Genomic DNA, 21,451 nt, shown 5'->3' with positions numbered 1-21,451 from the left:
GGCGTTCTTGTTGTCATATCCCCTTAAGGGAGGTGCGGCCTTTTGTCATTGAAACAGCCCGGACACAAGGCCCGGGCTGCTTGATTTTATGACTATGAAGTTCGGATCAACGGAAGTTGACGGTCTTGTTCTCGCCGTCGGTCACTTCGATCTCGCGGTAGGATCCCGCGCTTTCACCGGGTCCGATCAGTTCAACACCAGATGCGCCGACATAGTCGATTTCCTGACCAGCAGCCAACAGTTCTAGACCTTTGGCCAGTTCACCGGGATAGATTTTCTCACCCGGAGCGTTGGCAACGTCCATGATCTTTGCACCGTATTCTGCCGGAGCGGTCGAACCTGCGGCCTGCATGGCCAGCATGAACAGCGCTGCGGCATCGTAAGCTTCGGGCGAATAGGGTGAGGAGCCGTCGAAACCAGCAGCTTCAGCCATGGCAAAGTATTTCTCAGCACCTTCGCCGCCGGAACCGGCGATCTGTCCGAACGAGCCGTTCAGGTCGGGGCCGACATTTGCGGGCAGCGAGTCACCGATCATACCGCCAGGCAGACCGAAGGTGTCGAACGCGCCGCTGTCCAGAGCCGACTGGATGATGCCCAGACCGCCTTGGTCCAGATAGCCAGCTACAACCAGAATGTCGCCACCGGCGGAGGCCAGCGCGCCAACTTCGGCTGAGTAGTCAGCCTTGCCGTCTTCATGTGCAGCTACGATTGTAACTTCACCACCCGAAGCTTCGAATGAAGACTGGATCGCGTCTGCCAGACCTTTGCCGTAGTCGTTGTTGGTGTATGTCAGAGCGATCGAGCTGATGCCGCGATCGTTAAGGATATCTGCCATCACCTGACCTTCACGCGCATCCGACGGGGCAGTGCGGAAGAACAGGCCGTTATCCTCCATGGTCGACAGGCCAGGCGATGTTGCCGAGGGTGAGATCATGACCATGCCGTTCGGGATCGCAACGTTCTGCAGGATGGCGCCAGTTACGCCCGAGCAGTCACCGCCGATGATGCCAGCGACGCCATCCGCGATCATGCGTTCGCCGTTCGATGTCGCCAGGCCATTGTCGATGCAGCCGGTGTCGGCTCGCGTTCCGGTAACGGTTGAGCCGTCCAGCAGCTTCCCGGATTCGGTAACTTCGGCCATCGCCAACTCAGCGCCCGAACCCATGGCTGGTGCCAGCGATTCAATCGGTCCAGTAAAGCCGAACAGCACGCCCAGCTTAACGTCGTCGGCCATTGCGGTTCCCGCCAGCAGGGCGGTTGCTGCAGTAGCGGTAAGCAGCTTTTTCATTAGGTTACTCCCTATTTATTGTTTGAACGTCGTCGTTCTGGGCACGACCCTAGGCAAGCTGTTCGGAAAAGAAAAGTCCTAACAAAAAAGTGCTTTTGTCCGCAGACAATCTATCTGCTTTGATGGGAACTGAGCCTTAATACCGAAGTATTGTTGAGAAGAGGGTAGAGATGCATAGAATTTTAGCGGTTCTGGTTCTGTCCTGTTGGTCGGTGTCCGGCTGGTCCGATGTTATCGAGACTTCAGTCGGGAAAATTCAATTCAACCAAGTCGTGAAAGGCCTGGACACGCCGTGGGCCATTGGCATTCTTCCAGACAACAGTTTCATCGTGACCGAACGCGATGGAGAGCTTCTTTATGTCGCTGAAGGCGAGGCAAAGCGCGTCAAAGGGGTGCCAAAAGTGGCCGCGAACGGGCAGGGTGGTTTGCTTGATGTCACGATTGCTCGGAATTTCAGTCAAACCCGAGAGCTTTTTCTAACGTTTTCAAAGCCGCAAAGAGGTGGTGCGGGTACTGCAGTTGCAGTCGCGCGGTTCTCCGAAAGCGGGGATCGCCTGACCAACCTGCGCATAATCTTTGAGGCCGTGCCCGGCGGTTCCGGGGGTCGGCATTTTGGCTCGCGTGTCGTCGAGGCCGAGGATGGCTCGTTGTTTGTCACGATCGGAGATCGTGGGGATCGACCGGCAGCTCAAGACCGGTCAAACCATTTGGGAACGGTTTCTCGAATAAATCCAGATGGAACAGTTCCTCGTGACAATCCGTTTGTGGACAATCCCGATGTCCGGCCCGAAATCTGGTCGTTTGGACACAGGAACCCTCAGGGAGCCAACTTGGATCTGCAGGGTCGGCTTTGGGTGTCTGAACACGGGGCCAAAGGGGGCGATGAGGTCAATCTGATCCGGCCCGGAGCTAACTATGGATGGCCCGTGATCTCTTATGGGGTACATTACTCGGGGCAGAAGATTGGCAAAGGAACGTCGAAACCGGGGATGGAGCAGCCTAAACACTATTGGGACCCGTCTATCGCGCCCTCGGGATTGCTTGTGTATTCAGGTAAGCTCTGGCCAGAGTGGAAGGGGGATCTGTTCGTAGGCTCTTTGAAATTTGACTATATCGCACGGCTTTCGGGCAATCCACTGCGCGAGGTAGAACGGATCAAGGGTCCTGAAACAGAACGTGTCCGTGATATCGTAGAAGCGTCCGATGGGTCGATCTGGTTCATTTCGGTCGGGCAAGGCGCGGTTTATAGGATGTCGCGCCTCTGATAACCTGCAACGAAGTTATTGAATTTTCCAAGTCATCGGAGCGTTTGAGTAACCCGGTGGCCAGTTGATTTGAGGTGCCAAATGTGTGGCTTCGTAATTGAACTGTGCAGCACTATACCGCCGAAGAGCGAACTGAATTCGATCTTGAAAGAGTATTACGCGCTTATCGTTGTCAGAATGCAGGCAATGGGATTTGAGATAGATCCGGCTGCCCCTGAAAGCGCGCTGGCCGAGTTCTGGGCAAATACGGATGACTATTTGCCCCCGAATGGATGTTTGGTCGTGGCAAGAAACCAAACCCGAGACATAATTGGATGCGGGATGCTGAAACGGTTTGATTCCCGAACGGGTGAGCTAAAGCGGGTCTTTGTGATCGAGGGAGCAAGAGGAACCGGGGCGGGGCGCGCCCTGATCATGGCCCGTGAACAAGCTGCACGCGATATGGGTCTTAAGCGCCTGATCGCTGACACACTGACGCCAAATGTCGAAATGCGAAGCTTGTATCCCAAGCTCGGATTCGTTGAGCTCGAAGAACCGATCGAAACCACAACCTATCTGGATCAACCAATGCTTCGGCCGCACCTGCATTACTTCGAAAAAGAGCTGTAGGTCTGGCAGCGTCTTTGGATCAAACAGACAATCGCCCGCTCTGCGCTCCACGTTCACGATAAGGCGTCGTATTATAGTGTGCCCGGTAGCATTTTGAGAAATGCGATGGGCTGGCAAAGCCACAGGCCAGCGCCACGTTGATGACACTCATATCTGTCTGCATCAGCAAGTTGCGCGCTTTGTGCAGGCGCAGCTCCATGTAGTAGCGTTTGGGGGAACGGCTAAGATAGCGGCGGAACAGGCGTTCAAGCTGACGCGTGGACATGCCCACGTCCTTGGCCAGAATCGAAGGCGAGATCGGCTCTTCTATGTTCTTTTCCATCATCAGGATGACTTGGCTGAGCTTGGGGTGACGCACACCGATCCGCGTAGGTGTCGACAGACGCTGAGTGTCCTGATCCGTGCGGATTGAGGAATATATCATCTGATCCGCGACTGCATTTGCCAGATCTTCACCATAGTCATCGGCAATTAGTTTAAGCATCAGATCAATCGACGATGTTCCACCTGCGGTGGTCATTCGGTTCCCATCCACCAGAAATACGGATTTGGTCAGTTCGACCGTATCGAATTCCTCGGCAAAGCTATCAGAGTTTTCCCAGTGGATTGTGGCCCGTTTACCTTCCAGCAATCCCGCTTTCGCAAGCGTATAAGCAGCAGTACAGAGACCACCAATCTTCAGCCCCTTGCGGGCTTCGCGGCGCAGCCAGTTCAACACCCGTTTTGTGGTGGCCGCCTGAACGTCGACCCCACCGCAGATCAGGATCACTTCATCACGCTGCAATTCTTCAAGATCTGCATCCAATTTGAAGGTGGTTCCGGCTGAACAATGCACCAGCTCTCCGCCTTCACCCGCCAGCGTCCAAGTATACAAATCGCGATTTGCCATACGATTGGCGATGCGCAGACTGTCGAGGGCCGATGCAAAGGACAGCAGGGAAAACTTGTCCAAAAGGACAAACACAAAATTAAGCGGTTTGCCCGCGTCATTTTCCACGGTGACAACTTGGCGTTGCTCTTGCATGGCGAACTGTCCTTGATTCGGTACACGTCAGCTTCTTGGCGACGGCAGATATGCCCGTCAACATGCTCAAAGCTTGTTTGCGCCGTCAAGAGGTGCAAATCGCATATGGCCTCTCTTCAATGCTTTTTGTATAGAGACGATCTTAATTACCTCAGCGGAGATCCAAGCTATGACCGAGTGGCAAAAAACGAACTGGCGCAACAAGCCCCGAGTTCAGATGCCCGACTATACCGACGCGGCTGCGTTGGGAAAAGTCGAGGCGCAGCTTTCAAAGTATCCCCCGCTGGTTTTTGCCGGCGAAGCGCGGCGGCTCAAGCAGCATTTGGGTGCTGCAGGCCGTGGTGAGGCATTCCTGCTGCAAGGCGGTGATTGTGCTGAAAGCTTTGAACAGTTCAGTGCGGACGCTATCCGTGACACGTTCAAGGTGATGCTGCAAATGGCGATGGTGCTAACCTATGGCGCCAAGGTGCCTGTGGTGAAAGTTGGCCGCATGGCGGGTCAATTCGCCAAGCCACGCAGCGCGCCAACGGAAATTGTGGATGGTGTAGAACTGCCCAGCTACCGTGGTGATATCATCAACGAACTGGACTTTACGCCCGAGGCCCGAATTCCTGATCCGAGCAAGATGCTGCAGGCCTACACTCAGGCGGCCGCCACGCTAAACCTGCTGCGCGCGTTTTCGACCGGTGGTTTCGCGGATATGAGCCATGTCCACTCTTGGACACTGGGCTTTGCCGATGGGCAAGACGTTCAGAAATACTCTGAGATCGCCGACCGCATTCAGGATTCGATTGATTTCATGGGGGCGGCGGGCATCACTGCGGATACGACGCATGAGTTTTCGTCGGTAGAGTTCTACACCAGCCATGAAGGCCTGCTGCTTGAGTACGAAGAGGCGCTGACCCGTCTGGATTCGACCTCGGGCAATTGGTTGGCTGGCTCGGGCCACATGATCTGGATCGGGGATCGTACCCGCCAGCCCGAAGGTGCGCATGTCGAATTCTGTCGCGGTGTCCTGAACCCGATCGGTCTGAAATGCGGTCCGACAACCAGCGCCGAAGACCTCAAGGTTCTGATGTCGAAACTGAACCCGGAAAACGAAGAGGGTCGTCTGACTTTGATCGCGCGTTTCGGCGCAGGCAAAGCGGGTGAGCATCTGCCGCGTCTGGTCCAGGCTGTGAAAGAAGAAGGTGCCAAGGTCACTTGGGTTTGTGACCCGATGCATGGCAACACGATCAAATCGGCGACCGGGTACAAGACACGACCGTTCGATTCCGTGCTGCGCGAAGTACGCGACTTCTTTGGAGTGCATCAGGCCGAGGGCACCGTTCCGGGTGGGGTGCATTTTGAGATGACCGGTCTGGACGTCACCGAATGCACCGGCGGTGTCCGCGCGGTGACCGAAGAGGATCTTTCCGATCGCTATCACACAGCGTGCGACCCGCGCCTGAATGCGTCGCAGTCGCTGGAACTGGCCTTCCTTGTTGCGGAAGAACTGACCAATCTGCGCCGGGATCGGGGCAAGCGCGCCGCGAGCTAAAGTAGCAATGGTTCAAAGACGAAAACGGCGGGCAACTTGCCCGCCGTTTTTTTATTCATCCCGCGACGAAACCAGCTTTAGGTGCGGTGCGCCTTTGAACCCGCTCGGACTTTCGGCAAATCCTTCTGCCATGTTCTGCGCGTGTTTTGGCGGGGTCTGTAGATCGGAAACCATGTTTACCCGGTGATCGGATATTGTGAACCGGCGCGGCGTGAGACCGATCATCCCATCACTGACCATGACACCCAGGACTCTGCTGACATCTCCCAGATCGCTCTTGAGTGGCAGCAAGATCATGCGCGCTTGTAAGCTTACCCGACCCAACTTGCCCTTTGAAACTAGCCCAAGATCGGCAACTGCAGGTGCAGAGAACACCTGATCTAGAAGCTGCTTGGTGTCATCTCGGGCATCGGGCTCGAAGAACGAAGTGAGCGGCATCCCGCGAACTTCCATTCCGGCCAGTTTGTTCAGATGGCTCCCGGCCAAACGAAATCGGGCAAGACCGGATGCGATGCGTTCAAGAATGAAGGTGTATTCCAGAATATTCTCAAGCCCGCGCGGATCGATTTGTGACCGCATTGGAACGCCATTTGCTGTCAGCAATGCTGTCCAATAGGCTTCGGCCTGACGAATAGGGGACAGGCTGCGTCCACTGTCAAATCGGTCCATCGCGATGATCTTTCCAAATTCAGAACCGGATTTAGTACTGAAAAAACTCTTCATTTCATCACCCCGACGTCAATCGATCACGATTTTTCTAAAATGCCACCTAATGGGCAATGCTGCGACCCACCAGCTTTTTCCGCTGCAAGATTGACAGGGGTTAATACAATTTTGGAGCAATTCTTTAACGAATGGTTAACCTCTCGGAATTGATCCGTATTTGAGCAAGGACTTGCCCCCTGCTGGTCAATGGCATTAGGTGCGACCAGTGAATTTGACGGAAAGGGCAGTCATGATCAAATCCATGACCGGATTCGCCTCGGGTAAGGGCGCGCTCGGCCCGCATAGCTGGACTTGGGAGTTGCGCAGCGTCAATGGCAAGGGGTTGGACCTGCGTCTGCGAATGCCAGATTGGCTGACAGGGCTTGAGGCCGCGCTGAGAAGCGACCTGTCAAAGCAAGTCAATCGCGGCAATGTCACGCTGTCCCTGCGGCTGAGTCGTGAGGAAGCCGCTGCAGAAATCCAACTGAACACTTCTGCGATGGAGGCTGCACTGGAGGCGCTGGCTCAGACCGAGGCCATGGCTGGCACGCGCGGCGTGCTATTGGCGCCGTCGAAGGCCAGCGATCTGCTTTCCCTGAAGGGGATAATGGAAGTAGGTGGTGACACTGATGATCCGGAGCCACTTGTTGAGAAGCTGAAAGCGGAGTTTGGCGCGCTGCTTTTGGAATTTATTGAAATGCGAAGTGCTGAAGGAAAAGCGCTGGCAGGTATACTTGGCGGGCAATTAGACCAGATCGCTGAATTGACAAATCGGGCTGTCAAACTGGCCGAAGGTCGTCGGATGCAAATGGAACAGGCATTGCGAGACAATCTCGCACGGGTTCTCGACAACACCCAAGGTGCTGATCCTGAACGAGTTGCGCAGGAGCTTGCGCTTATTGCGGTGAAGGCTGACATTACCGAAGAGATCGACAGGTTAATCACGCATGTCGCAGCGGCACGCGCGCTGTTGTCGCAAGACGGACCGGTCGGGCGCAAGCTGGACTTCCTGATGCAGGAGTTCAATCGTGAAGCAAATACGCTTTGCTCGAAATCGCAAAATGCCGAACTGACAGCAGTCGGTTTAGAGCTGAAGGCCGTGATCGATCAGATGCGCGAGCAAGTACAGAACGTGGAATAAGGACGGAAACATCACATGGCGGATCGCCGCGGTCTACTAATCATTCTGTCGTCGCCTTCGGGCGCAGGCAAATCTACTCTGGCCCGTCGCCTGATGCAGTGGGATGTCGGCCTTGAGTTTTCAATCTCAGCCACTACCCGCGCGCCGCGCCCAGGTGAGGAACATGGGCGAGAGTATTATTTCCTATCGGAAGATGAGTTCAAGCAACAGGTCGCAGATGGCCAGATGCTGGAACACGCTCATGTTTTTGGTAACTTCTATGGTTCACCTGCGGGGCCGGTGCGTGAATCCATCACGCAAGGGCGTGATGTGCTGTTTGATGTTGATTGGCAAGGTGAGGTGCAGATCCGCAATTCTGATCTTGGCAAACACGCATTGTCAATTTTCATCCTTCCTCCTTCAATCCGTGAGCTTCGGCGCAGACTGGAAGGGCGCGGGCAGGACAGTGATGATGTGATCGCCAAACGCATGCTAAAAAGTTGGGATGAGATCAGCCATTGGGGTTATTACGATTACGTCCTGATCAACGATGATCTGGATGCAACCGAGGAAAAACTGAAAACCATTGTCAGTGCTGAGCGGATGCGCCGTATTCAGCAGCCCAGCCTGCAAAACCACATCCGCGCCCTGCAAACCGAATTCGATGGTCTATCATGACGATTTACGCCTTGGGCAAACACACACCAAAGATACACGAAGACACTTGGGTTGCACCTGATGCCAACCTGATTGGCAAGGTAGTATTGGAACAGGGGTCTTCGGTTTGGTTCGGCTGCACCATCCGCGCGGATCACGAGGAAATACGAGTGGGGGCTGGCAGCAACGTGCAGGAAAACTGCGTGATGCATATCGATGCCGGATATCCGCTGACGATTGGTCAGAATTGCACCATTGGTCACAAGGTCATGCTGCACGGCTGCACAATCGGAGACAATTCTCTGATCGGTATGGGCGCCATCATATTGAACGGCGCAAAGATCGGCAAAAACTGTTTGATCGGGGCAGGGGCGCTTGTTACGGAAGGCAAGGAAATCCCCGATAACTCACTTGTCATGGGATCACCAGGGAAGATCGTGCGACAGATCGATGATGCAACTGCGCAAAAGCTGACTTTGAGTGCGCTGCATTATCAAGAAAACATGCGTAATTTTCGCGATTCTCTGCGACCGGTCTGAGTTTGCATGACTGACACTTTGCTCGCTGATCTTGTCGCTGCCATTCCCGCACCAGCGCTTCTGGTCGGGCAAACCGAGAGGATCGTTGCTGCGAACAATGAGGCCTTGTCTCTGCTGGGCCAAGCCATTGAAGGCCGGCACTTTGCAACGATCCTGCGGCAACCGCAGATCATAGATGCGGTTGAGCAGAGCCTCCGGTCGAAAGAACCGGGTCGGGCGCGACATCTGTCAAATGACGGTGCGCAGGATACCACTTTTGAAGTGCAGTGCAGGCCCGTCAATGGGACCGATGCCGTACTGGTTGTGTTTCAGGATGTCACGCATCTGGAACAGGCCGGCCAGATGCGCCGCGATTTTGTAGCCAATGTCAGCCACGAACTGCGGACACCTCTGACGGCGCTGATGGGGTTTATCGAAACCCTGCAAGGCCCGGCCCGTGATGACACAGCAGCACGTGATCGGTTTCTGCAGATCATGGCGGATGAGGCCAATCGAATGAACCGGCTGGTGGGGGATCTGCTCTCGCTTAATCGGGTCGAAAGTGAAGAGCGGGTCAGGCCCAAGGAACCATTGGAGCTGACCGGGTTAATTCAGTCGACGTTGAACACGCTACGGCCATTGGCAGATGATGCAGGTGTCGAGCTATCACTGGATGCCCCGAACGAGCCAATCACGATGGTTGGGGACAGCGATCAGTTACGTCAAGTTTTCACTAACCTAGTTGAAAACGCGATCAAATACGGCGGGAGTGGTGGCAGAGTCGATGTGATCGTGAATCTGTCCGAGCGAGATACCGCAATGCGCGGGCCAGCCGTGCGGATCAAGATCATAGATCAGGGTCCCGGCATCGATGCGAAGCATCTTCCCAGGCTGACCGAGCGATTCTATCGGGCAGACAGCCACCGCTCACGCGAATTGGGCGGAACGGGGCTGGGTTTGGCGATCGTAAAACACATCGTCAATCGCCATCGCGGACGACTGAAAGTGGATAGCGAGTTGGGACAAGGTGCCGTTTTCACGGTGATCTTGCCGCGTTGAAATTGCGCGGACGGTTGGCGTTCAGTCATGACGCCTCGTCAAGTTAAGAATTTCTGAGAAATTCGTGAGTTGTCATGAAACTGTTACATGCCTGTCACAAAAGACTTACGCGAGCGTCATAGTGCTTCGCCCAGATCATCATAGGGGTGATCAGAACGTATATTTCTCAAGGAGACTGGGATGTCCTTTGTAAAACTGTCGGCTTCGGCTCTGGCCATCGCTGCCGTATCGGCGACCACTGCGGCCGCTCGTGATCAGGTTCAGGTTGCTGGCTCGTCAACCGTTCTGCCTTACGCTTCGATTGTTGCTGAAGCCTTCGGTGAGAACTTTGATTTTCCGACACCTGTTGTTGAATCCGGTGGCTCTTCTGCTGGTCTCAAGCGTTTCTGCGAAGGCGTGGGTGAAAACACCATCGACGTCGCCAACGCCTCGCGCAAGATTCGCGAAAAAGAGATCAAAGCCTGCGCAGACGCTGGTGTTACCGACATCATCGAAGTTCAGATCGGCTATGACGGCATCGTGTTTGCATCCGACATTAACGGCAACTCGTTCGCGTTCACACCGGATGACTGGTACAAAGCCCTTTCCGCTCAAGTTGTTGTTGACGGCCAGCTGGTCGACAACCCCTACAAAACTTGGGATCAGGTGAACCCGAACTTCCCTGCTCAGCCGATTGCTGCCTTCGTTCCTGGTACCAAACACGGCACCCGTGAAGTGTTCGAAGACAAAGTGATCCTGGCAGGTTGCGAGCACACCGGCGATTTTGACGCCTATCTGGCTGCTGCCGAAGGTGATAGCGACAAAGCCAAGAAAAAAGCGGCTGAAAAAGCTTGTATCGCGCTGCGTACTGATGGCGTTTCAGTAGACATCGACGGCGACTACACTGAAACTCTGGCCCGCATCGACAGCAACAAAGACGGCATCGGCGTCTTTGGTCTGGCGTTCTACGAAAACAACACAGACAAGCTGCAGGTTGCCACCATGTCCGACGTGGTTCCTTCGACCGAATCGATTGCAACCGGCGAATACCCGGTCTCTCGTCCGCTGTTCTTTTACGTAAAGAAAGCGCATATCGGTGTGATCCCCGGTCTGAAGGAATATGCTGAATTCTTCGTCGCGGACGAGATTGCTGGCCCTGATGGCCCGCTGGCAGAATACGGTCTGGTATCGGACCCGGAACTGATCAAGGTTCAGGAAGCTGTTGCCAATGAAACCGTTCTGGGCGGCGGTTCTTAAACCATAGAACTTATGAACCGGGGCGATGCAAACACGCCCCGGTTCTTTTTGACTCCAACTCTGCCATACCCACGGAGTTCACATGGCGTTATCCTGGATTTTGCTCACCCTGCTTGCTTTGGCGGTGCTTGGGTACTTCGCGGGCCGGTCCCGCGCCTTGGCAAGCGCCGAGGGTGATGCGCGCGCATTGCATTCCCTGCCATCCTATTATGGGTACAATGTCGCGCTGACCGCGCTTGTCCCCGCGCTGGGATTGCTGATCCTGTGGCTTCTGGTGCAGCCATTGATTGTGAACAACACGGTGTCAGGTATGATCCCGGACACTGCGATCGCCGAAGGCTCTGATCGTGGTCTGGTCATGAGCGAAGTTCGCCGCGTCGCCTATGGGTTAGACGGCGCGATTGCGTCTGGACTGCTGTCCGAGGTGCAGGCGCGCAACGCCGATGCAGATATCGAAGCACTGACACAATCGCTGAAAGATGCAGGTCAGGTGTTAACCCAAGACATCTCAAAGCCCATTCTGTTGGCCGCTCAAAAATACCGTAGCATGACGTCAACCGGTTCAACCGCAATGCAGATCATGGTGCTGGTCGTTGCGTTTTTGGGAGCCGCCTTTGCATATATCCGCACGCACAGGGAATTCCGCGCCCGCAATGTTGTCGAGCAAGGTATTCTGGCGCTGCTTCTTCTGGCCGCTTCTATCGCCATTCTGACAACCGTAGGCATCGTTCTTTCAATGCTTTTCGAGACGATGAATTTCTTCCAACTGCATTCATGGAAAGACTTTTTCTTTGGCAGCACATGGGCCCCGAACTTCCGTGGAGGTAGTGAGCTGTCGATCCTGCCGTTGCTGTGGGGCACGCTATACATTTCGGTTATCGCGCTGCTGGTGGCGGTGCCGATTGGCCTTTTTGCGGCGATATATCTGTCGGAATACGCGACCGGAGCGACCCGTTCGATTGCCAAGCCGCTGCTTGAAATTCTCGCCGGTATCCCAACCATCGTTTACGGCTTATTTGCTTTGTTGACCGTTGGTCCGGCGCTGGTGTCCCTGTTCGGGGACGGCGGGGCACTGGGGCTTGGCTGGATGGCAAGTTCCAACGCCGTTCTGACTGCAGGTCTGGTTATGGGCATCATGCTGATCCCGTTCGTCTCGTCGTTGTCGGATGACATCATTAACGCGGTGCCTCAGTCGATGCGCGACGGCTCGCTTGGGTTGGGGGCAACCAAGTCCGAGACTGTGCGTCAGGTGGTCTTGCCGGCAGCGCTGCCGGGGATCGTCGGTGCGATCCTATTGGCTGCCAGTCGGGCCATTGGCGAGACCATGATCGTGGTGATGGCGGCCGGTGCGATTGCGAAATTCTCGGGCAATCCCTTTGAGGCGATGACGACCATCACCACCCGGATCGTCAGCCAACTGACCGGCGATACCGACTTTGCAAGCCCTGAAACGCTGGTGGCCTTCGCACTGGGTCTCACGCTGTTCGTCATCACGCTGGGGCTGAATATCTTCGCCCTCTACATCGTACGCAAATACCGGGAGCAGTACGAATGACCGATATTTCCCAATCCCCTGGCGCTTCTTCTGCTGCGAAACCCAAAGGTTCGCTGTTTGATAAGGATGCACGCACTAAACGTCGCAATGCCGCTGAGGGGCGGTTCAAACTGTATGGCATCGCCGCCATTGGTATCGGTCTGCTGATGTTGATCGTTCTGGTGACCAATATCGTGACCGCCGGTACTGGCGCTTTCCAACAAAGCTTTCTAGAGCTGAATGTCGAGCTGAAGGAAGACAAGCTGGACAAAAAGGGTAATCGAAATATCGAGGATATCAAAAAGGTCTCAACCTTTGGTTACGCCCCATTGATCGCTTCGGCGTTGGAATCCGAAGTACAAAAGCTTGGCATTCAAACAGATCTGAAACCCAAAGAAATGGGTAAGATTCTGTCGAAGGCCGCACAAGCAGAACTGAGGAACTATGTTATCGCCAATCCGGATGAGATTGGAAAAACCGTAAGCTTCCGCTTTCTGGTCAACAGCCGTGTCGATGGTTACATGAAAGGTCGCGTGACGCGCGAGTCTATTGCCAATGACAAGAGCATCTCGGTCGCGCAGTTGGACTTTGTTGACCAGCTGAGAGATGCGGGCATCTTGTACAAAGCCTTCAACCCGGATTTCATCTTTGGCTCGGACGCCTCTGACCAACGGCCCGAAGCGGCCGGGATCGGTGTATCCATGCTCGGCTCACTGTTCATGATGTTCGTGGTGCTGGCGCTGGCATTGCCCATTGGTGTGGCCGCTTCAATCTATCTTGAGGAATTTGCGCCGCAAAACCGGCTGACCGATATCATCGAGGTGAACATCTCGAACCTCGCAGCCGTACCGTCCATCGTGTTTGGTATCCTCGGACTGGCGGTGTTCATCAACTACATGCACCTGCCGACCTCAGCCCCGCTGGTGGGTGGATTGGTGCTAACGCTGATGACGCTGCCCACGATCATCATCTCAACCCGCGCTTCACTTAAGGCGGTGCCGCCTTCGATCCGAGATGCGGCGCTTGGGGTAGGGGCCTCGAAAATGCAGGCAGTGTTCCACCATGTCCTGCCACTGGCAGCGCCGGGCATCCTGACAGGTACTATCATCGGCCTGGCACAAGCGCTGGGGGAAACGGCTCCGTTGCTGCTGATCGGGATGGTAGGCTTTATCGCTTCAAACCCGCCGGACGGAATCGTTGCGGGGTTCCTGTCTCCGAACTCGGCCATGCCTGCGCAGATCTATGAATGGTCCAAACGCGCTGACCCGGCCTTTTACGAACGCGCATGGGGGGGCATCATCATTCTGTTGATCTTCCTCGTGACAATGAACACCATTGCGGTCATCTTGCGCCGCCGCTTTGAACGCCGCTGGTAAGAGGGGGCTATGATGAACGATATGACACGAGTGGAGAGAACCGTGGACTCCAAAGCAATCAAGATCGCCGCGAATAATGTTCAGGTCCACTATGGCGATACCCATGCCATCAAGGACGTGAATGTCGAGATCGAAGACAAGACGGTTACCGCCTTCATCGGCCCCTCGGGCTGCGGCAAGTCCACGTTCCTGCGCTGCCTGAACCGGATGAATGACACCATCGATATCTGCCGCGTCACCGGGGATATTCTGTTGGATGGTGAAGATATCTATGACAAACGGGTCGACCCTGTGCAGCTGCGCGCCAAAGTGGGCATGGTGTTCCAGAAGCCCAACCCGTTTCCAAAGTCGATCTATGACAACGTCGCCTATGGTCCTCGCATCCACGGCCTTGCGAAGAACAAGGCGGAACTGGATGAGATCGTTGAGAAATCCCTGCGCCGTGGTGCTATCTGGGACGAGGTAAAGGATCGTCTGGACGCGCCCGGAACAGGCCTGTCCGGTGGCCAGCAGCAGCGCCTATGTATCGCCCGCGCCGTCGCGACCGAACCAGAGGTTTTGCTGATGGACGAGCCATGCTCGGCGCTAGACCCGATTGCGACGGCACAGGTCGAAGAACTGATAGATGATCTGCGTAAGCGGTATTCCGTGGTGATTGTTACCCACTCGATGCAGCAGGCTGCACGTGTCAGCCAAAAGACCGCGTTTTTCCACCTAGGCAATCTGGTCGAATTTGGTGAGACCGGCCAGATATTTACAAATCCCGAAGACCCCCGGACCGAAAGCTACATTACCGGCCGGATCGGCTGAGAACAGGTATTCAGACATGACCGAACAACATATTGCATCCGCGTTCGACCGGGATCTCGAGGCCATTCAAGCCCATATTATGAAGATGGGTGGCTTGGTCGAAGCCGCCATCATGGGCGCCGCCCGTTCGCTGGAAACCCGCGACGAGGAATTGGCGCAGGAAGTGCGGCAGGGCGATAAGGCCATCGATGCGCTGGAAGAATTGATCAACGAAGAAACCGCACGGCTGATTGCGTTGCGTGCCCCCACGGCAGGTGATCTACGATTGGTTCTGTCGGTGCTCAAGGTTTCAGCCAACCTCGAACGGATCGGCGATTACTCCAAGAACATCGCTAAGCGAACCACCGTTCTGGTCAATGCGGGCGAGATCAACGGCAGCGCCGCCGCGCTGCGTCGCATGGCGCGCGAAGTTGAACTGATGTTGCGAGATGCGCTGGATGCTTACATCCAGCGAGACGCAGAATTGGCCACCGACGTAATCGAACGCGATCAGGAAGTGGACCAAATGTATAACGGCTTGTTCCGCGAGTTCCTGACCTTCATGGCTGAGGACCCGCGCAACATATCATCCTGCATGCACCTGCATTTCATCGCAAAGAACATCGAACGGATGGGCGACCACGTGACAGCGATCGCCGAGCAGGTTGTCTATCTCGTTACGGGTGAGCGGCCCAGCGAAGCCCGACCCAAAGCTGATAACACGTCGCAAACGATCTAGGAGACTTTCGACATGTCCGCTGATCAACCGACGGTACTGGTGGTTGAGGATGAGCTGGCTCAGCGAGAGGTGCTGGCCTATAATCTGGATGCCGAAGGGTTTCGCGTATCACGCGCAGCCAATGGGGAAGAAGCTTTACTGCTGGTCGAAGAAGATCGCCCTGACATAATCGTTCTCGATTGGATGATGCCCAATCTCAGTGGTATCGAGGTCTGCCGTCGATTGAAATCGCGGTCTGACACGCGCTCGATCCCGATCATCATGCTGTCAGCCCGGTCCGAGGAGGTCGACAAGGTACGCGGCCTTGAGACGGGCGCGGATGATTATGTGGTCAAACCGTACTCGATCGTGGAATTGATGGCGCGTGTCCGGACGCAACTGCGGCGAGTGAGGCCAGCGACAGTAGGTATCCGACTGGAGTTCGATGATATCATTCTGGATTCCGAGACCCACAAGGTCAGCCGAGACGATAAGCCTTTGAAATTGGGACCAACTGAATTCCGGCTGCTGAGCACATTCATGGAAAAACCCGGCCGCGTCTGGAGCCGTGAGCAATTGCTTGACCGTGTTTGGGGGCGCGATATCTATGTCGATACACGCACCGTTGATGTCCATATCGGTCGCTTGCGCAAAGCATTGACACAGCACGGCGGTGAAGATCCGGTGCGTACGGTTCGTGGGGCAGGGTACGCGTTGGGCTAACGCGGTAGCGCTTCTTCGGTTTGTGCCTGAGACGCCAACCAATGTCTGAACTGCCGCAGGGCGTCGTCGTCGGACTTTTCGCGCGGCCAAACCAGATAATAGGCACCCATAGCCTCAATTGCGTTTGGGAAAGCCGCAATCAGTTTGCCGGTCGCCAGGTCCTGTTCGACCAGATAGTTTGGCAATAGCGCCACACCCAATCCATGCAACGCAGCTTGATTGATCGTGTTGAACTGATCGTGGACCGTGCCGGGTAGAGGGTGCTGATGTTCGATTCCCATTTGACGAAACCAGTCTTGCCATGCACGGGGTCGGGTCTGGATGTGCAACAAAGGCAGTTTGAGTAAGTCGCGAGGTGAGGTTGGCGCGCCTTGCGGTAAGAGACCGGGCGCGCAAACAGGCAGAACACGCTCCATACTCAACATCAAGCGATCGGTTCCAGGCCAGTCCGGCTCCCCAAAATGTAATGCCGCATCAAAGGGTTCGGATGCAAAGCTGAATGGCCTCAGTCGCGTGGTCATGTTGATCGTAATATCAGGATGGAGCCGCGCAAAGTCGGGAAGACGCGGCACCAGCCAACGCATTCCGAACGTTGGCAGGATCGCCAAGTTTAGTGTTCCGCCGGCCGGAGCAACATGCAATTTCAATGCAGCCTGTGCGATCTGCGACAAGGCTGGCCGAATTTCCCGAACGTAGTCTTGCCCCGCCTTTGTGAGTGATAGCCGCTTTCGATCACGACTAACCAACTCGGCGCCCAAATGCGCCTCTAGTGTCTGAAGTTGTCGGCTGACAGCGCTTTGCGTCAGAGCCATTTCATCAGCGACTGCCGATGCTGACCCAAGTCGATCCAAAGCTTCAAGCGCGCGCAGTGCAGATATGGGCGGTAGAGTAGGGCGGTTCGGTCTCATCTATGCGTTTTGATCATGAAACCATGCAAATGTCTCGCTGTTTTTTGACAATAGCTCAGGTTATGATTGTACAAACCAATTCCTGCCGGAGAAACAAAATGAATGCTCCAGATACAAAACCGGTCCTGCGCGCGAAGGATGCGCCCGAACTTGGCAGTTTCAACTGGGATGATCCATTCCGCCTGTCGGACCAGTTGGAAGAGGATGAACGCCTGATCGCCGACAGCGCGCGTGCTTATGCTCAAGAAAAACTACAGCCGCGCGTTACTCAGGCTTTCCAAAACGAAGAAACGGACCCCGAAATCTTTCGTGAGATGGGTGAAATGGGTCTACTCGGCACGACAATTCCTGAGGAATACGGTGGAATTGGTGCCGGTTATGTCACCTATGGCCTGGTAGCGCGCGAAGTCGAACGTGTGGATTCTGGCTATCGTTCGATGATGTCGGTGCAAAGCTCGTTGGTGATGTATCCAATCTATGCCTATGGCAGCGAGGAACAGCGGCGCAAATACCTGCCGAAACTGGCCAGCGGAGAATGGATCGGCTGCTTTGGCCTGACGGAACCGGATGCGGGTTCTGATCCGGCGGCAATGAAAACCCGCGCCGAGAAGATTGATGGTGGCTATCGCTTGACCGGCAGTAAGATGTGGATCTCAAATGCGCCGATTGCCGACGTTTTTGTGGTCTGGGCCAAATCCGATGCGCATGACGGTAAGATCCGCGGATTTGTGTTGGACAAAGGTGCCAAGGGATTGAGCGCTCCGAAGATCGAAAACAAGTTGAGTCTGCGAACCTCGATCACCGGTGAAATCGTCATGGATGGTGTTGAAGTGGACGAGGGTGCCTTGCTGCCTCATGTTCAAGGCCTAAAGGGCCCGTTCGGCTGCTTGAACCGCGCACGCTTTGGTATCAGTTGGGGTGCGATGGGTGCGGCGGAATGTTGTTGGCACGCAGCTCGCCAATACGGATTAGATCGCAAGCAGTTCAATCGCCCTCTGGCACAGACCCAACTGTTTCAGCGCAAACTAGCAGAGATGCAAACCGAAATCTCACTCGGCTTGCAGGCAAGCTTGCGTGTCGGACGTTTGATGGATCAGGCCGAAGCTGCACCTGAAATGATCTCGATTATCAAACGCAACAATTGCGGTAAGGCGTTGGACATCGCTCGAATGGCGCGTGATATGCACGGCGGCAATGGGATATCGCTCGAATTCCAAGTCGTGCGCCACATGATCAATCTGGAGACCGTCAATACCTATGAGGGGACACATGACGTCCATGCATTGATCCTGGGGCGAGCGCAAACAGGTCTGCAGGCGTTTTATTGAAGCTTTATCGATTAATCGTATAATCGGTATTATGTAAATATTAAGATGGATAAACCATAGCTGGCTAATCCGCATTGGCTGTGGTTTCCCAAGATGTTACGCTGTGTTTGAAATGTAGAACACGGATATCGTGATGGATCTGAATGGAAAAACCGTTGTCATCACCGGTGCAGCAAGTGGCATCGGCCAAGGTCTTGCAGAACGGTTTTCAAAGGAAGGCGCACATGTGGTCTGTGCGGATATCGATCTTACTGGCGCGCAGGTTGTGGCCAGGAAAATCGGTGGCGATGCAATCAGATGTGATGTTTCCAAAGAAAGCGACATTCGAGAGCTGATCGATGTGGTCGAGGATACCATTGCTCCGATTGATTTGTTCTGTGCCAACGCTGGCATTCTAACGTTTGGTGGGCTTGACGTACCTGACACGGATTGGGAGCGTATTTGGCAAATCAACGTAATGTCGCATGTCTGGGCTGCGCGGCATCTGATCCCAAGGATGGTCGCGCGTGGTGGCGGTTACATGATGTTTACTGCATCTGCCGCTGGACTGCTCAACATACCCGGCGCTGCGCCGTATGGAGTTACCAAGCACGCGGCCGTAGGTTTTGCTGAGTGGATCGCGCTGACATATCGCGACCGTGGCATCCGAGTTTCTGTTTTGTGCCCGCAAGCTGTGCGGTCAGAGATGATGCGTGGATACGAAGATTCTGTTGCCGCGTTCGACGGAATAATTGAGCCCGCTGAGGTTGCACAATCCTGTATTGAGGCAATTTCTGCCGAGCGTTTTCTGGTTCTTCCGCATCCGCAAGTCTTTGATTACATGCGCATGAAGATCGAAGACTATGATGTTTGGTTAAGTAATATGAATAAGATTAATCAACGCTTTATCAGTGATATTTAACGTGACCGACGCCGTCTGAGCAGGCCTTCCTGCGCGACTGACGCAACCAGCTTTCCGTCCTGAGAAAAGATTGATCCGCGATTGAAGCTACGCCCCTGCCCCGTCCATGGTGATTCCATGGAATAAAGATGCCAGTTCTGAAACATAACGGGTGCATGAAACCAAATGGCATGGTCCAGACTGGCACCATCGATTTCGCCAGTAAACCAACTCAGCCCATGGGGCCTCATCCCGGAAGTGAGCAGCCCCATATCCGAGGCATAGGCCAAGAGAAGATGTTGCGTAATCGTGTCCGCATCATTCGCCGCACCCATGCGAAACCAGAGATAGTTCTTATCATCTGCCTTTGAGGGCGTGAACAGGTCCAAAGGATCAACTTCGCGCACTTCGATGGGACGCTCACGCAGAAACTCTGACTTCAGCTTGTCAGGCACACGGCCAAGATACTTTTGCCGCAGATCGTCACGCGATGGATGGTGTTCTGGACCATCAACATTGGGAATCGGATGCTGATGATCCCATCCATCATCCTGTTTGTGGAATGAGGCGGACATGTTCAGGATCTGTTTGCCATGCTGGATCGCAACCACGCGACGGGTCGTAAATGAACCTCCATCTCGTGCGCGATCCACTTGATATATAACGGGAATGGACGGATCGCCGGGGCGGATGAAATAAGCATGTAGCGAATGACACAGGCGATCTTCAACCGTCCGGTAGGCTGCCGCAAGCGCCTGTGCAATCACCTGACCGCCAAAGATGCGCGTTGGCGTTTCACCGCCTGAGCCGGTGCCGCGGAATAGATCGACTTCGAGCCTTTCGATATTCAGCAGATCAAGCGGTACACGTTCGGCTTCGGTCATCTTGGGGTCTCCTGCATCCAGACTTTTCCGGTATCATTCGACAACCGATCATTCAACGAGTGCTGCATGCACAAGCGCCTTTAACTCGGCGCGCGATGGATAGGAGCTGGATGGCGAAAGCTGAGTGAAGAATACGGTCGTCAGATCATTGACTGGATCGACCCAGAAATACGTCGATGCCATACCACCCCAGCCGAAGTCACCAACCGAACCAGGGCATTTGGCAAGTGCCGGGTTTAGAACCACCGCTCCTCCGATACCGAAACCTGTCCCGTCCATGGGTTGTTCCGCGAAACTTTGCGGCCCCATTGATGCAATGTCGCCCGGTAAGTGATTGCGAAACATAAACTCCATCGTCTTTGGCCCCAGGATTCTGGCACCATTTCCTTTTCCTTTGCTCCGCAACATTTCGGCGAATTTACTGAAGTCGTCGATCGTACTGATCAGCCCGCCGCCTCCGGAAAAAGTAGTCGCCGCCTCGAATGGAGATTGCCCGGAATTATCCACCAATCGGAGTGTTTCGCCGCCTGATTTTGCGGCGTTCAGCGCCATCGCGTCACCTTCCAATGGGGTGTAGAGTGAGGCAAACCTGTCCCCTGCCCCATTAGGCACTGAGAACGCGGTTTCATTCATACACAAGGGTTCAAAGATATGTTCAGTCAGAAATACGTCGAGCGATTTGCCTGATACCACTTCGATCACGCGCCCAATTACATCTATCCCGACCGAGTATTCCCATCGCGCACCGGGTTGAAAGGCCAGCGGAAGTTGCGCCAACAGCATAACCCTTTCTGACAGAGGGCCCTGTTGTGGTGAAAAGATCAGATCAAGATCGTCCATCGCCTTGGGCAGCAGGCCGGGATTGAACGGGTAACTCATCCCGCTGGTATGGGTCAAAAGCTGATGCAGGCTTGGTGACGGCGAATCCTCAGTCTGATCTAGGCTGGTTGCGTCCGGAATTAGGGCCCTCATGGACTTAAATTCAGGCAGAAACTCGGAAACCGGAGCGTCGAGATGAAAAAAACCCTGTTCGACCAGGGTCATGAGGGCAACTGAGGTCACCGGTTTTGTCATCGAATATATCCGAACCAAACTATCACGTTGGAAGGGAAGGTCGTTCTCGATGCAGCGGCGCCCACAAGTATGAAAGAAGGCCTCTTTCCCGTGCTGGTGGATTAGAAGCGCGCTACCCGCATATTTGCGCTGGTCCACATACCTGTTCATCCATTTGCGAATATTGGCCAGTGAGGTCGGATCAAATCCCATGAGGCAACTCCGTTTGGGTCAAAC

General features: G+C 54.7%; 21 protein-coding genes. 15 read left to right on the top strand and 6 right to left on the bottom strand.

What is annotated here, in order from left to right:
- Nucleotides 1-106: 106 nt before the first annotated feature.
- Nucleotides 107-1,288: an ABC transporter substrate-binding protein gene (locus ACR0JR_RS02625; protein WP_170470285.1), complete on the bottom strand. Its 1,182-nt coding sequence runs from the start codon at nt 1,286-1,288 to the stop codon at nt 107-109.
- 170 nt (nt 1,289-1,458) lie between these two features.
- Here ACR0JR_RS02625 and ACR0JR_RS02620 point away from each other — a divergent pair, with 170 nt between their 5' ends.
- Nucleotides 1,459-2,553, top strand: a complete 1,095-nt coding sequence (locus ACR0JR_RS02620) for a PQQ-dependent sugar dehydrogenase (protein WP_480454903.1) — start codon at nt 1,459-1,461, stop codon at nt 2,551-2,553.
- Between the two features lie 186 nt (nt 2,554-2,739).
- Nucleotides 2,740-3,162, top strand: coding sequence for a GNAT family N-acetyltransferase (locus ACR0JR_RS02615; RefSeq protein WP_319547185.1), 423 nt, complete (start codon nt 2,740-2,742; stop codon nt 3,160-3,162).
- Between the two features lie 19 nt (nt 3,163-3,181).
- Here the strand turns inward: ACR0JR_RS02615 and ACR0JR_RS02610 are convergent, their stop codons facing one another.
- Nucleotides 3,182-4,186 (bottom strand): GlxA family transcriptional regulator, encoded by a 1,005-nt coding sequence (locus ACR0JR_RS02610; RefSeq protein ID WP_010440177.1) that lies wholly within the window; start codon nt 4,184-4,186, stop codon nt 3,182-3,184.
- Nucleotides 4,187-4,355: 169 nt separating this feature from the next.
- Here ACR0JR_RS02610 and ACR0JR_RS02605 point away from each other — a divergent pair, with 169 nt between their 5' ends.
- Nucleotides 4,356-5,726 (top strand): class II 3-deoxy-7-phosphoheptulonate synthase, encoded by a 1,371-nt coding sequence (locus ACR0JR_RS02605; RefSeq protein ID WP_480454902.1) that lies wholly within the window; start codon nt 4,356-4,358, stop codon nt 5,724-5,726.
- Between the two features lie 51 nt (nt 5,727-5,777).
- Here the strand turns inward: ACR0JR_RS02605 and ACR0JR_RS02600 are convergent, their stop codons facing one another.
- Nucleotides 5,778-6,449 carry a PAS domain-containing protein gene (locus ACR0JR_RS02600; protein WP_480454901.1) on the bottom strand — a complete coding sequence of 224 codons (672 nt, stop codon included), beginning with the start codon at nt 6,447-6,449 and terminating at the stop codon, nt 5,778-5,780.
- 232 nt (nt 6,450-6,681) lie between these two features.
- Here ACR0JR_RS02600 and ACR0JR_RS02595 point away from each other — a divergent pair, with 232 nt between their 5' ends.
- From ACR0JR_RS02595 to phoB, 10 genes are all read left to right on the top strand, one after another.
- Nucleotides 6,682-7,572 (top strand): YicC/YloC family endoribonuclease, encoded by an 891-nt coding sequence (locus ACR0JR_RS02595; RefSeq protein WP_480454900.1) that lies wholly within the window; start codon nt 6,682-6,684, stop codon nt 7,570-7,572.
- A gap of 15 nt (nt 7,573-7,587) precedes the next feature.
- Nucleotides 7,588-8,229 (top strand): guanylate kinase, encoded by a 642-nt coding sequence (gene gmk, locus ACR0JR_RS02590; protein ID WP_170539741.1) that lies wholly within the window; start codon nt 7,588-7,590, stop codon nt 8,227-8,229.
- On the top strand, nt 8,226-8,747 hold the full coding sequence (locus tag ACR0JR_RS02585) for a gamma carbonic anhydrase family protein (RefSeq protein WP_170778573.1): 522 nt from the start codon (nt 8,226-8,228) through the stop codon (nt 8,745-8,747). The genes gmk and ACR0JR_RS02585 overlap by 4 nt, the downstream gene beginning before the upstream one ends.
- A gap of 6 nt (nt 8,748-8,753) precedes the next feature.
- Nucleotides 8,754-9,785: an ATP-binding protein gene (locus ACR0JR_RS02580; protein WP_170778575.1), complete on the top strand. Its 1,032-nt coding sequence runs from the start codon at nt 8,754-8,756 to the stop codon at nt 9,783-9,785.
- A 180-nt stretch (nt 9,786-9,965) separates the two neighbouring features.
- Nucleotides 9,966-11,021, top strand: a complete 1,056-nt coding sequence (locus ACR0JR_RS02575; RefSeq protein WP_170470255.1) for a substrate-binding domain-containing protein — start codon at nt 9,966-9,968, stop codon at nt 11,019-11,021.
- An 82-nt stretch (nt 11,022-11,103) separates the two neighbouring features.
- Nucleotides 11,104-12,576 (top strand): phosphate ABC transporter permease subunit PstC, encoded by a 1,473-nt coding sequence (gene pstC / locus ACR0JR_RS02570; RefSeq protein WP_480454898.1) that lies wholly within the window; start codon nt 11,104-11,106, stop codon nt 12,574-12,576.
- Nucleotides 12,573-13,931, top strand: coding sequence for a phosphate ABC transporter permease PstA (gene pstA, locus ACR0JR_RS02565; protein WP_170470249.1), 1,359 nt, complete (start codon nt 12,573-12,575; stop codon nt 13,929-13,931). Before pstC ends, pstA begins: the two co-directional genes overlap by 4 nt.
- A 12-nt stretch (nt 13,932-13,943) precedes the next feature.
- Nucleotides 13,944-14,741 carry a phosphate ABC transporter ATP-binding protein PstB gene (gene pstB, locus ACR0JR_RS02560; protein ID WP_010440155.1) on the top strand — a complete coding sequence of 266 codons (798 nt, stop codon included), beginning with the start codon at nt 13,944-13,946 and terminating at the stop codon, nt 14,739-14,741.
- 16 nt (nt 14,742-14,757) lie between these two features.
- Nucleotides 14,758-15,459, top strand: a complete 702-nt coding sequence (gene phoU / locus ACR0JR_RS02555; RefSeq protein WP_010440152.1) for a phosphate signaling complex protein PhoU — start codon at nt 14,758-14,760, stop codon at nt 15,457-15,459.
- Nucleotides 15,460-15,471: 12 nt separating this feature from the next.
- Nucleotides 15,472-16,161: a phosphate regulon transcriptional regulator PhoB gene (gene phoB / locus ACR0JR_RS02550; protein ID WP_010440149.1), complete on the top strand. Its 690-nt coding sequence runs from the start codon at nt 15,472-15,474 to the stop codon at nt 16,159-16,161.
- Here phoB and ACR0JR_RS02545 read toward each other — a convergent pair.
- The gene (locus ACR0JR_RS02545; RefSeq protein WP_480454897.1) at nt 16,158-17,069 is read right to left on the bottom strand and encodes a LysR substrate-binding domain-containing protein; all 912 of its coding nucleotides are present in this window, start codon (nt 17,067-17,069) and stop codon (nt 16,158-16,160) included. The two genes, phoB and ACR0JR_RS02545, sit on opposite strands and share 4 nt — an antisense overlap.
- 98 nt (nt 17,070-17,167) lie before the next feature.
- Between ACR0JR_RS02545 and ACR0JR_RS02540 the strand changes: the two genes are divergently transcribed.
- Together ACR0JR_RS02540 and ACR0JR_RS02535 are read left to right on the top strand one after the other, a co-directional pair.
- Nucleotides 17,168-18,397, top strand: a complete 1,230-nt coding sequence (locus ACR0JR_RS02540) for an acyl-CoA dehydrogenase (RefSeq protein WP_170539713.1) — start codon at nt 17,168-17,170, stop codon at nt 18,395-18,397.
- 133 nt (nt 18,398-18,530) lie between these two features.
- On the top strand, nt 18,531-19,298 hold the full coding sequence (locus ACR0JR_RS02535) for an SDR family oxidoreductase (RefSeq protein WP_480454896.1): 768 nt from the start codon (nt 18,531-18,533) through the stop codon (nt 19,296-19,298).
- On the opposite strand, the gene ACR0JR_RS02530 is transcribed toward ACR0JR_RS02535, so the two are convergent.
- Both ACR0JR_RS02530 and ACR0JR_RS02525 read right to left on the bottom strand, forming a co-directional pair.
- Complete coding sequence (locus tag ACR0JR_RS02530) at nt 19,295-20,161, bottom strand: acyl-CoA thioesterase (RefSeq protein ID WP_480454895.1); 867 nt, start codon at nt 20,159-20,161, stop codon at nt 19,295-19,297. The genes ACR0JR_RS02535 and ACR0JR_RS02530 overlap by 4 nt on opposite strands.
- A 48-nt stretch (nt 20,162-20,209) precedes the next feature.
- A complete protein-coding gene (locus ACR0JR_RS02525; RefSeq protein WP_480454894.1) occupies nt 20,210-21,427 on the bottom strand; it encodes a serine hydrolase domain-containing protein in 1,218 nt (405 codons plus the stop codon).
- Nucleotides 21,428-21,451 lie beyond the last annotated feature (24 nt).

The sequence above is a fragment of the Ruegeria sp. AA3 genome, assembly GCF_056542905.1.
This window is presented reverse-complemented; position numbering and strand designations above follow the sequence as displayed.

What these genes read in the sequence shown, in the direction of transcription:
- ACR0JR_RS02625 (WP_170470285.1), bottom strand. Translation starts at nt 1,288, where the DNA reads ATGAAAAAGCTGCTTACCGCTACTGCAGCAACCGCCCTGCTGGCGGGA.
- ACR0JR_RS02620 (WP_480454903.1), top strand. Translation starts at nt 1,459, where the DNA reads ATGCATAGAATTTTAGCGGTTCTGGTTCTGTCCTGTTGGTCGGTGTCC.
- ACR0JR_RS02615 (WP_319547185.1), top strand. Translation starts at nt 2,740, where the DNA reads ATGGGATTTGAGATAGATCCGGCTGCCCCTGAAAGCGCGCTGGCCGAG.
- ACR0JR_RS02610 (WP_010440177.1), bottom strand. Translation starts at nt 4,186, where the DNA reads ATGCAAGAGCAACGCCAAGTTGTCACCGTGGAAAATGACGCGGGCAAA.
- ACR0JR_RS02605 (WP_480454902.1), top strand. Translation starts at nt 4,356, where the DNA reads ATGACCGAGTGGCAAAAAACGAACTGGCGCAACAAGCCCCGAGTTCAG.
- ACR0JR_RS02600 (WP_480454901.1), bottom strand. Translation starts at nt 6,449, where the DNA reads ATGAAGAGTTTTTTCAGTACTAAATCCGGTTCTGAATTTGGAAAGATC.
- ACR0JR_RS02595 (WP_480454900.1), top strand. Translation starts at nt 6,682, where the DNA reads ATGATCAAATCCATGACCGGATTCGCCTCGGGTAAGGGCGCGCTCGGC.
- gmk (WP_170539741.1), top strand. Translation starts at nt 7,588, where the DNA reads ATGGCGGATCGCCGCGGTCTACTAATCATTCTGTCGTCGCCTTCGGGC.
- ACR0JR_RS02585 (WP_170778573.1), top strand. Translation starts at nt 8,226, where the DNA reads ATGACGATTTACGCCTTGGGCAAACACACACCAAAGATACACGAAGAC.
- ACR0JR_RS02580 (WP_170778575.1), top strand. Translation starts at nt 8,754, where the DNA reads ATGACTGACACTTTGCTCGCTGATCTTGTCGCTGCCATTCCCGCACCA.
- ACR0JR_RS02575 (WP_170470255.1), top strand. Translation starts at nt 9,966, where the DNA reads ATGTCCTTTGTAAAACTGTCGGCTTCGGCTCTGGCCATCGCTGCCGTA.
- pstC (WP_480454898.1), top strand. Translation starts at nt 11,104, where the DNA reads ATGGCGTTATCCTGGATTTTGCTCACCCTGCTTGCTTTGGCGGTGCTT.
- pstA (WP_170470249.1), top strand. Translation starts at nt 12,573, where the DNA reads ATGACCGATATTTCCCAATCCCCTGGCGCTTCTTCTGCTGCGAAACCC.
- pstB (WP_010440155.1), top strand. Translation starts at nt 13,944, where the DNA reads ATGAACGATATGACACGAGTGGAGAGAACCGTGGACTCCAAAGCAATC.
- phoU (WP_010440152.1), top strand. Translation starts at nt 14,758, where the DNA reads ATGACCGAACAACATATTGCATCCGCGTTCGACCGGGATCTCGAGGCC.
- phoB (WP_010440149.1), top strand. Translation starts at nt 15,472, where the DNA reads ATGTCCGCTGATCAACCGACGGTACTGGTGGTTGAGGATGAGCTGGCT.
- ACR0JR_RS02545 (WP_480454897.1), bottom strand. Translation starts at nt 17,069, where the DNA reads ATGAGACCGAACCGCCCTACTCTACCGCCCATATCTGCACTGCGCGCG.
- ACR0JR_RS02540 (WP_170539713.1), top strand. Translation starts at nt 17,168, where the DNA reads ATGAATGCTCCAGATACAAAACCGGTCCTGCGCGCGAAGGATGCGCCC.
- ACR0JR_RS02535 (WP_480454896.1), top strand. Translation starts at nt 18,531, where the DNA reads ATGGATCTGAATGGAAAAACCGTTGTCATCACCGGTGCAGCAAGTGGC.
- ACR0JR_RS02530 (WP_480454895.1), bottom strand. Translation starts at nt 20,161, where the DNA reads ATGACCGAAGCCGAACGTGTACCGCTTGATCTGCTGAATATCGAAAGG.
- ACR0JR_RS02525 (WP_480454894.1), bottom strand. Translation starts at nt 21,427, where the DNA reads ATGGGATTTGATCCGACCTCACTGGCCAATATTCGCAAATGGATGAAC.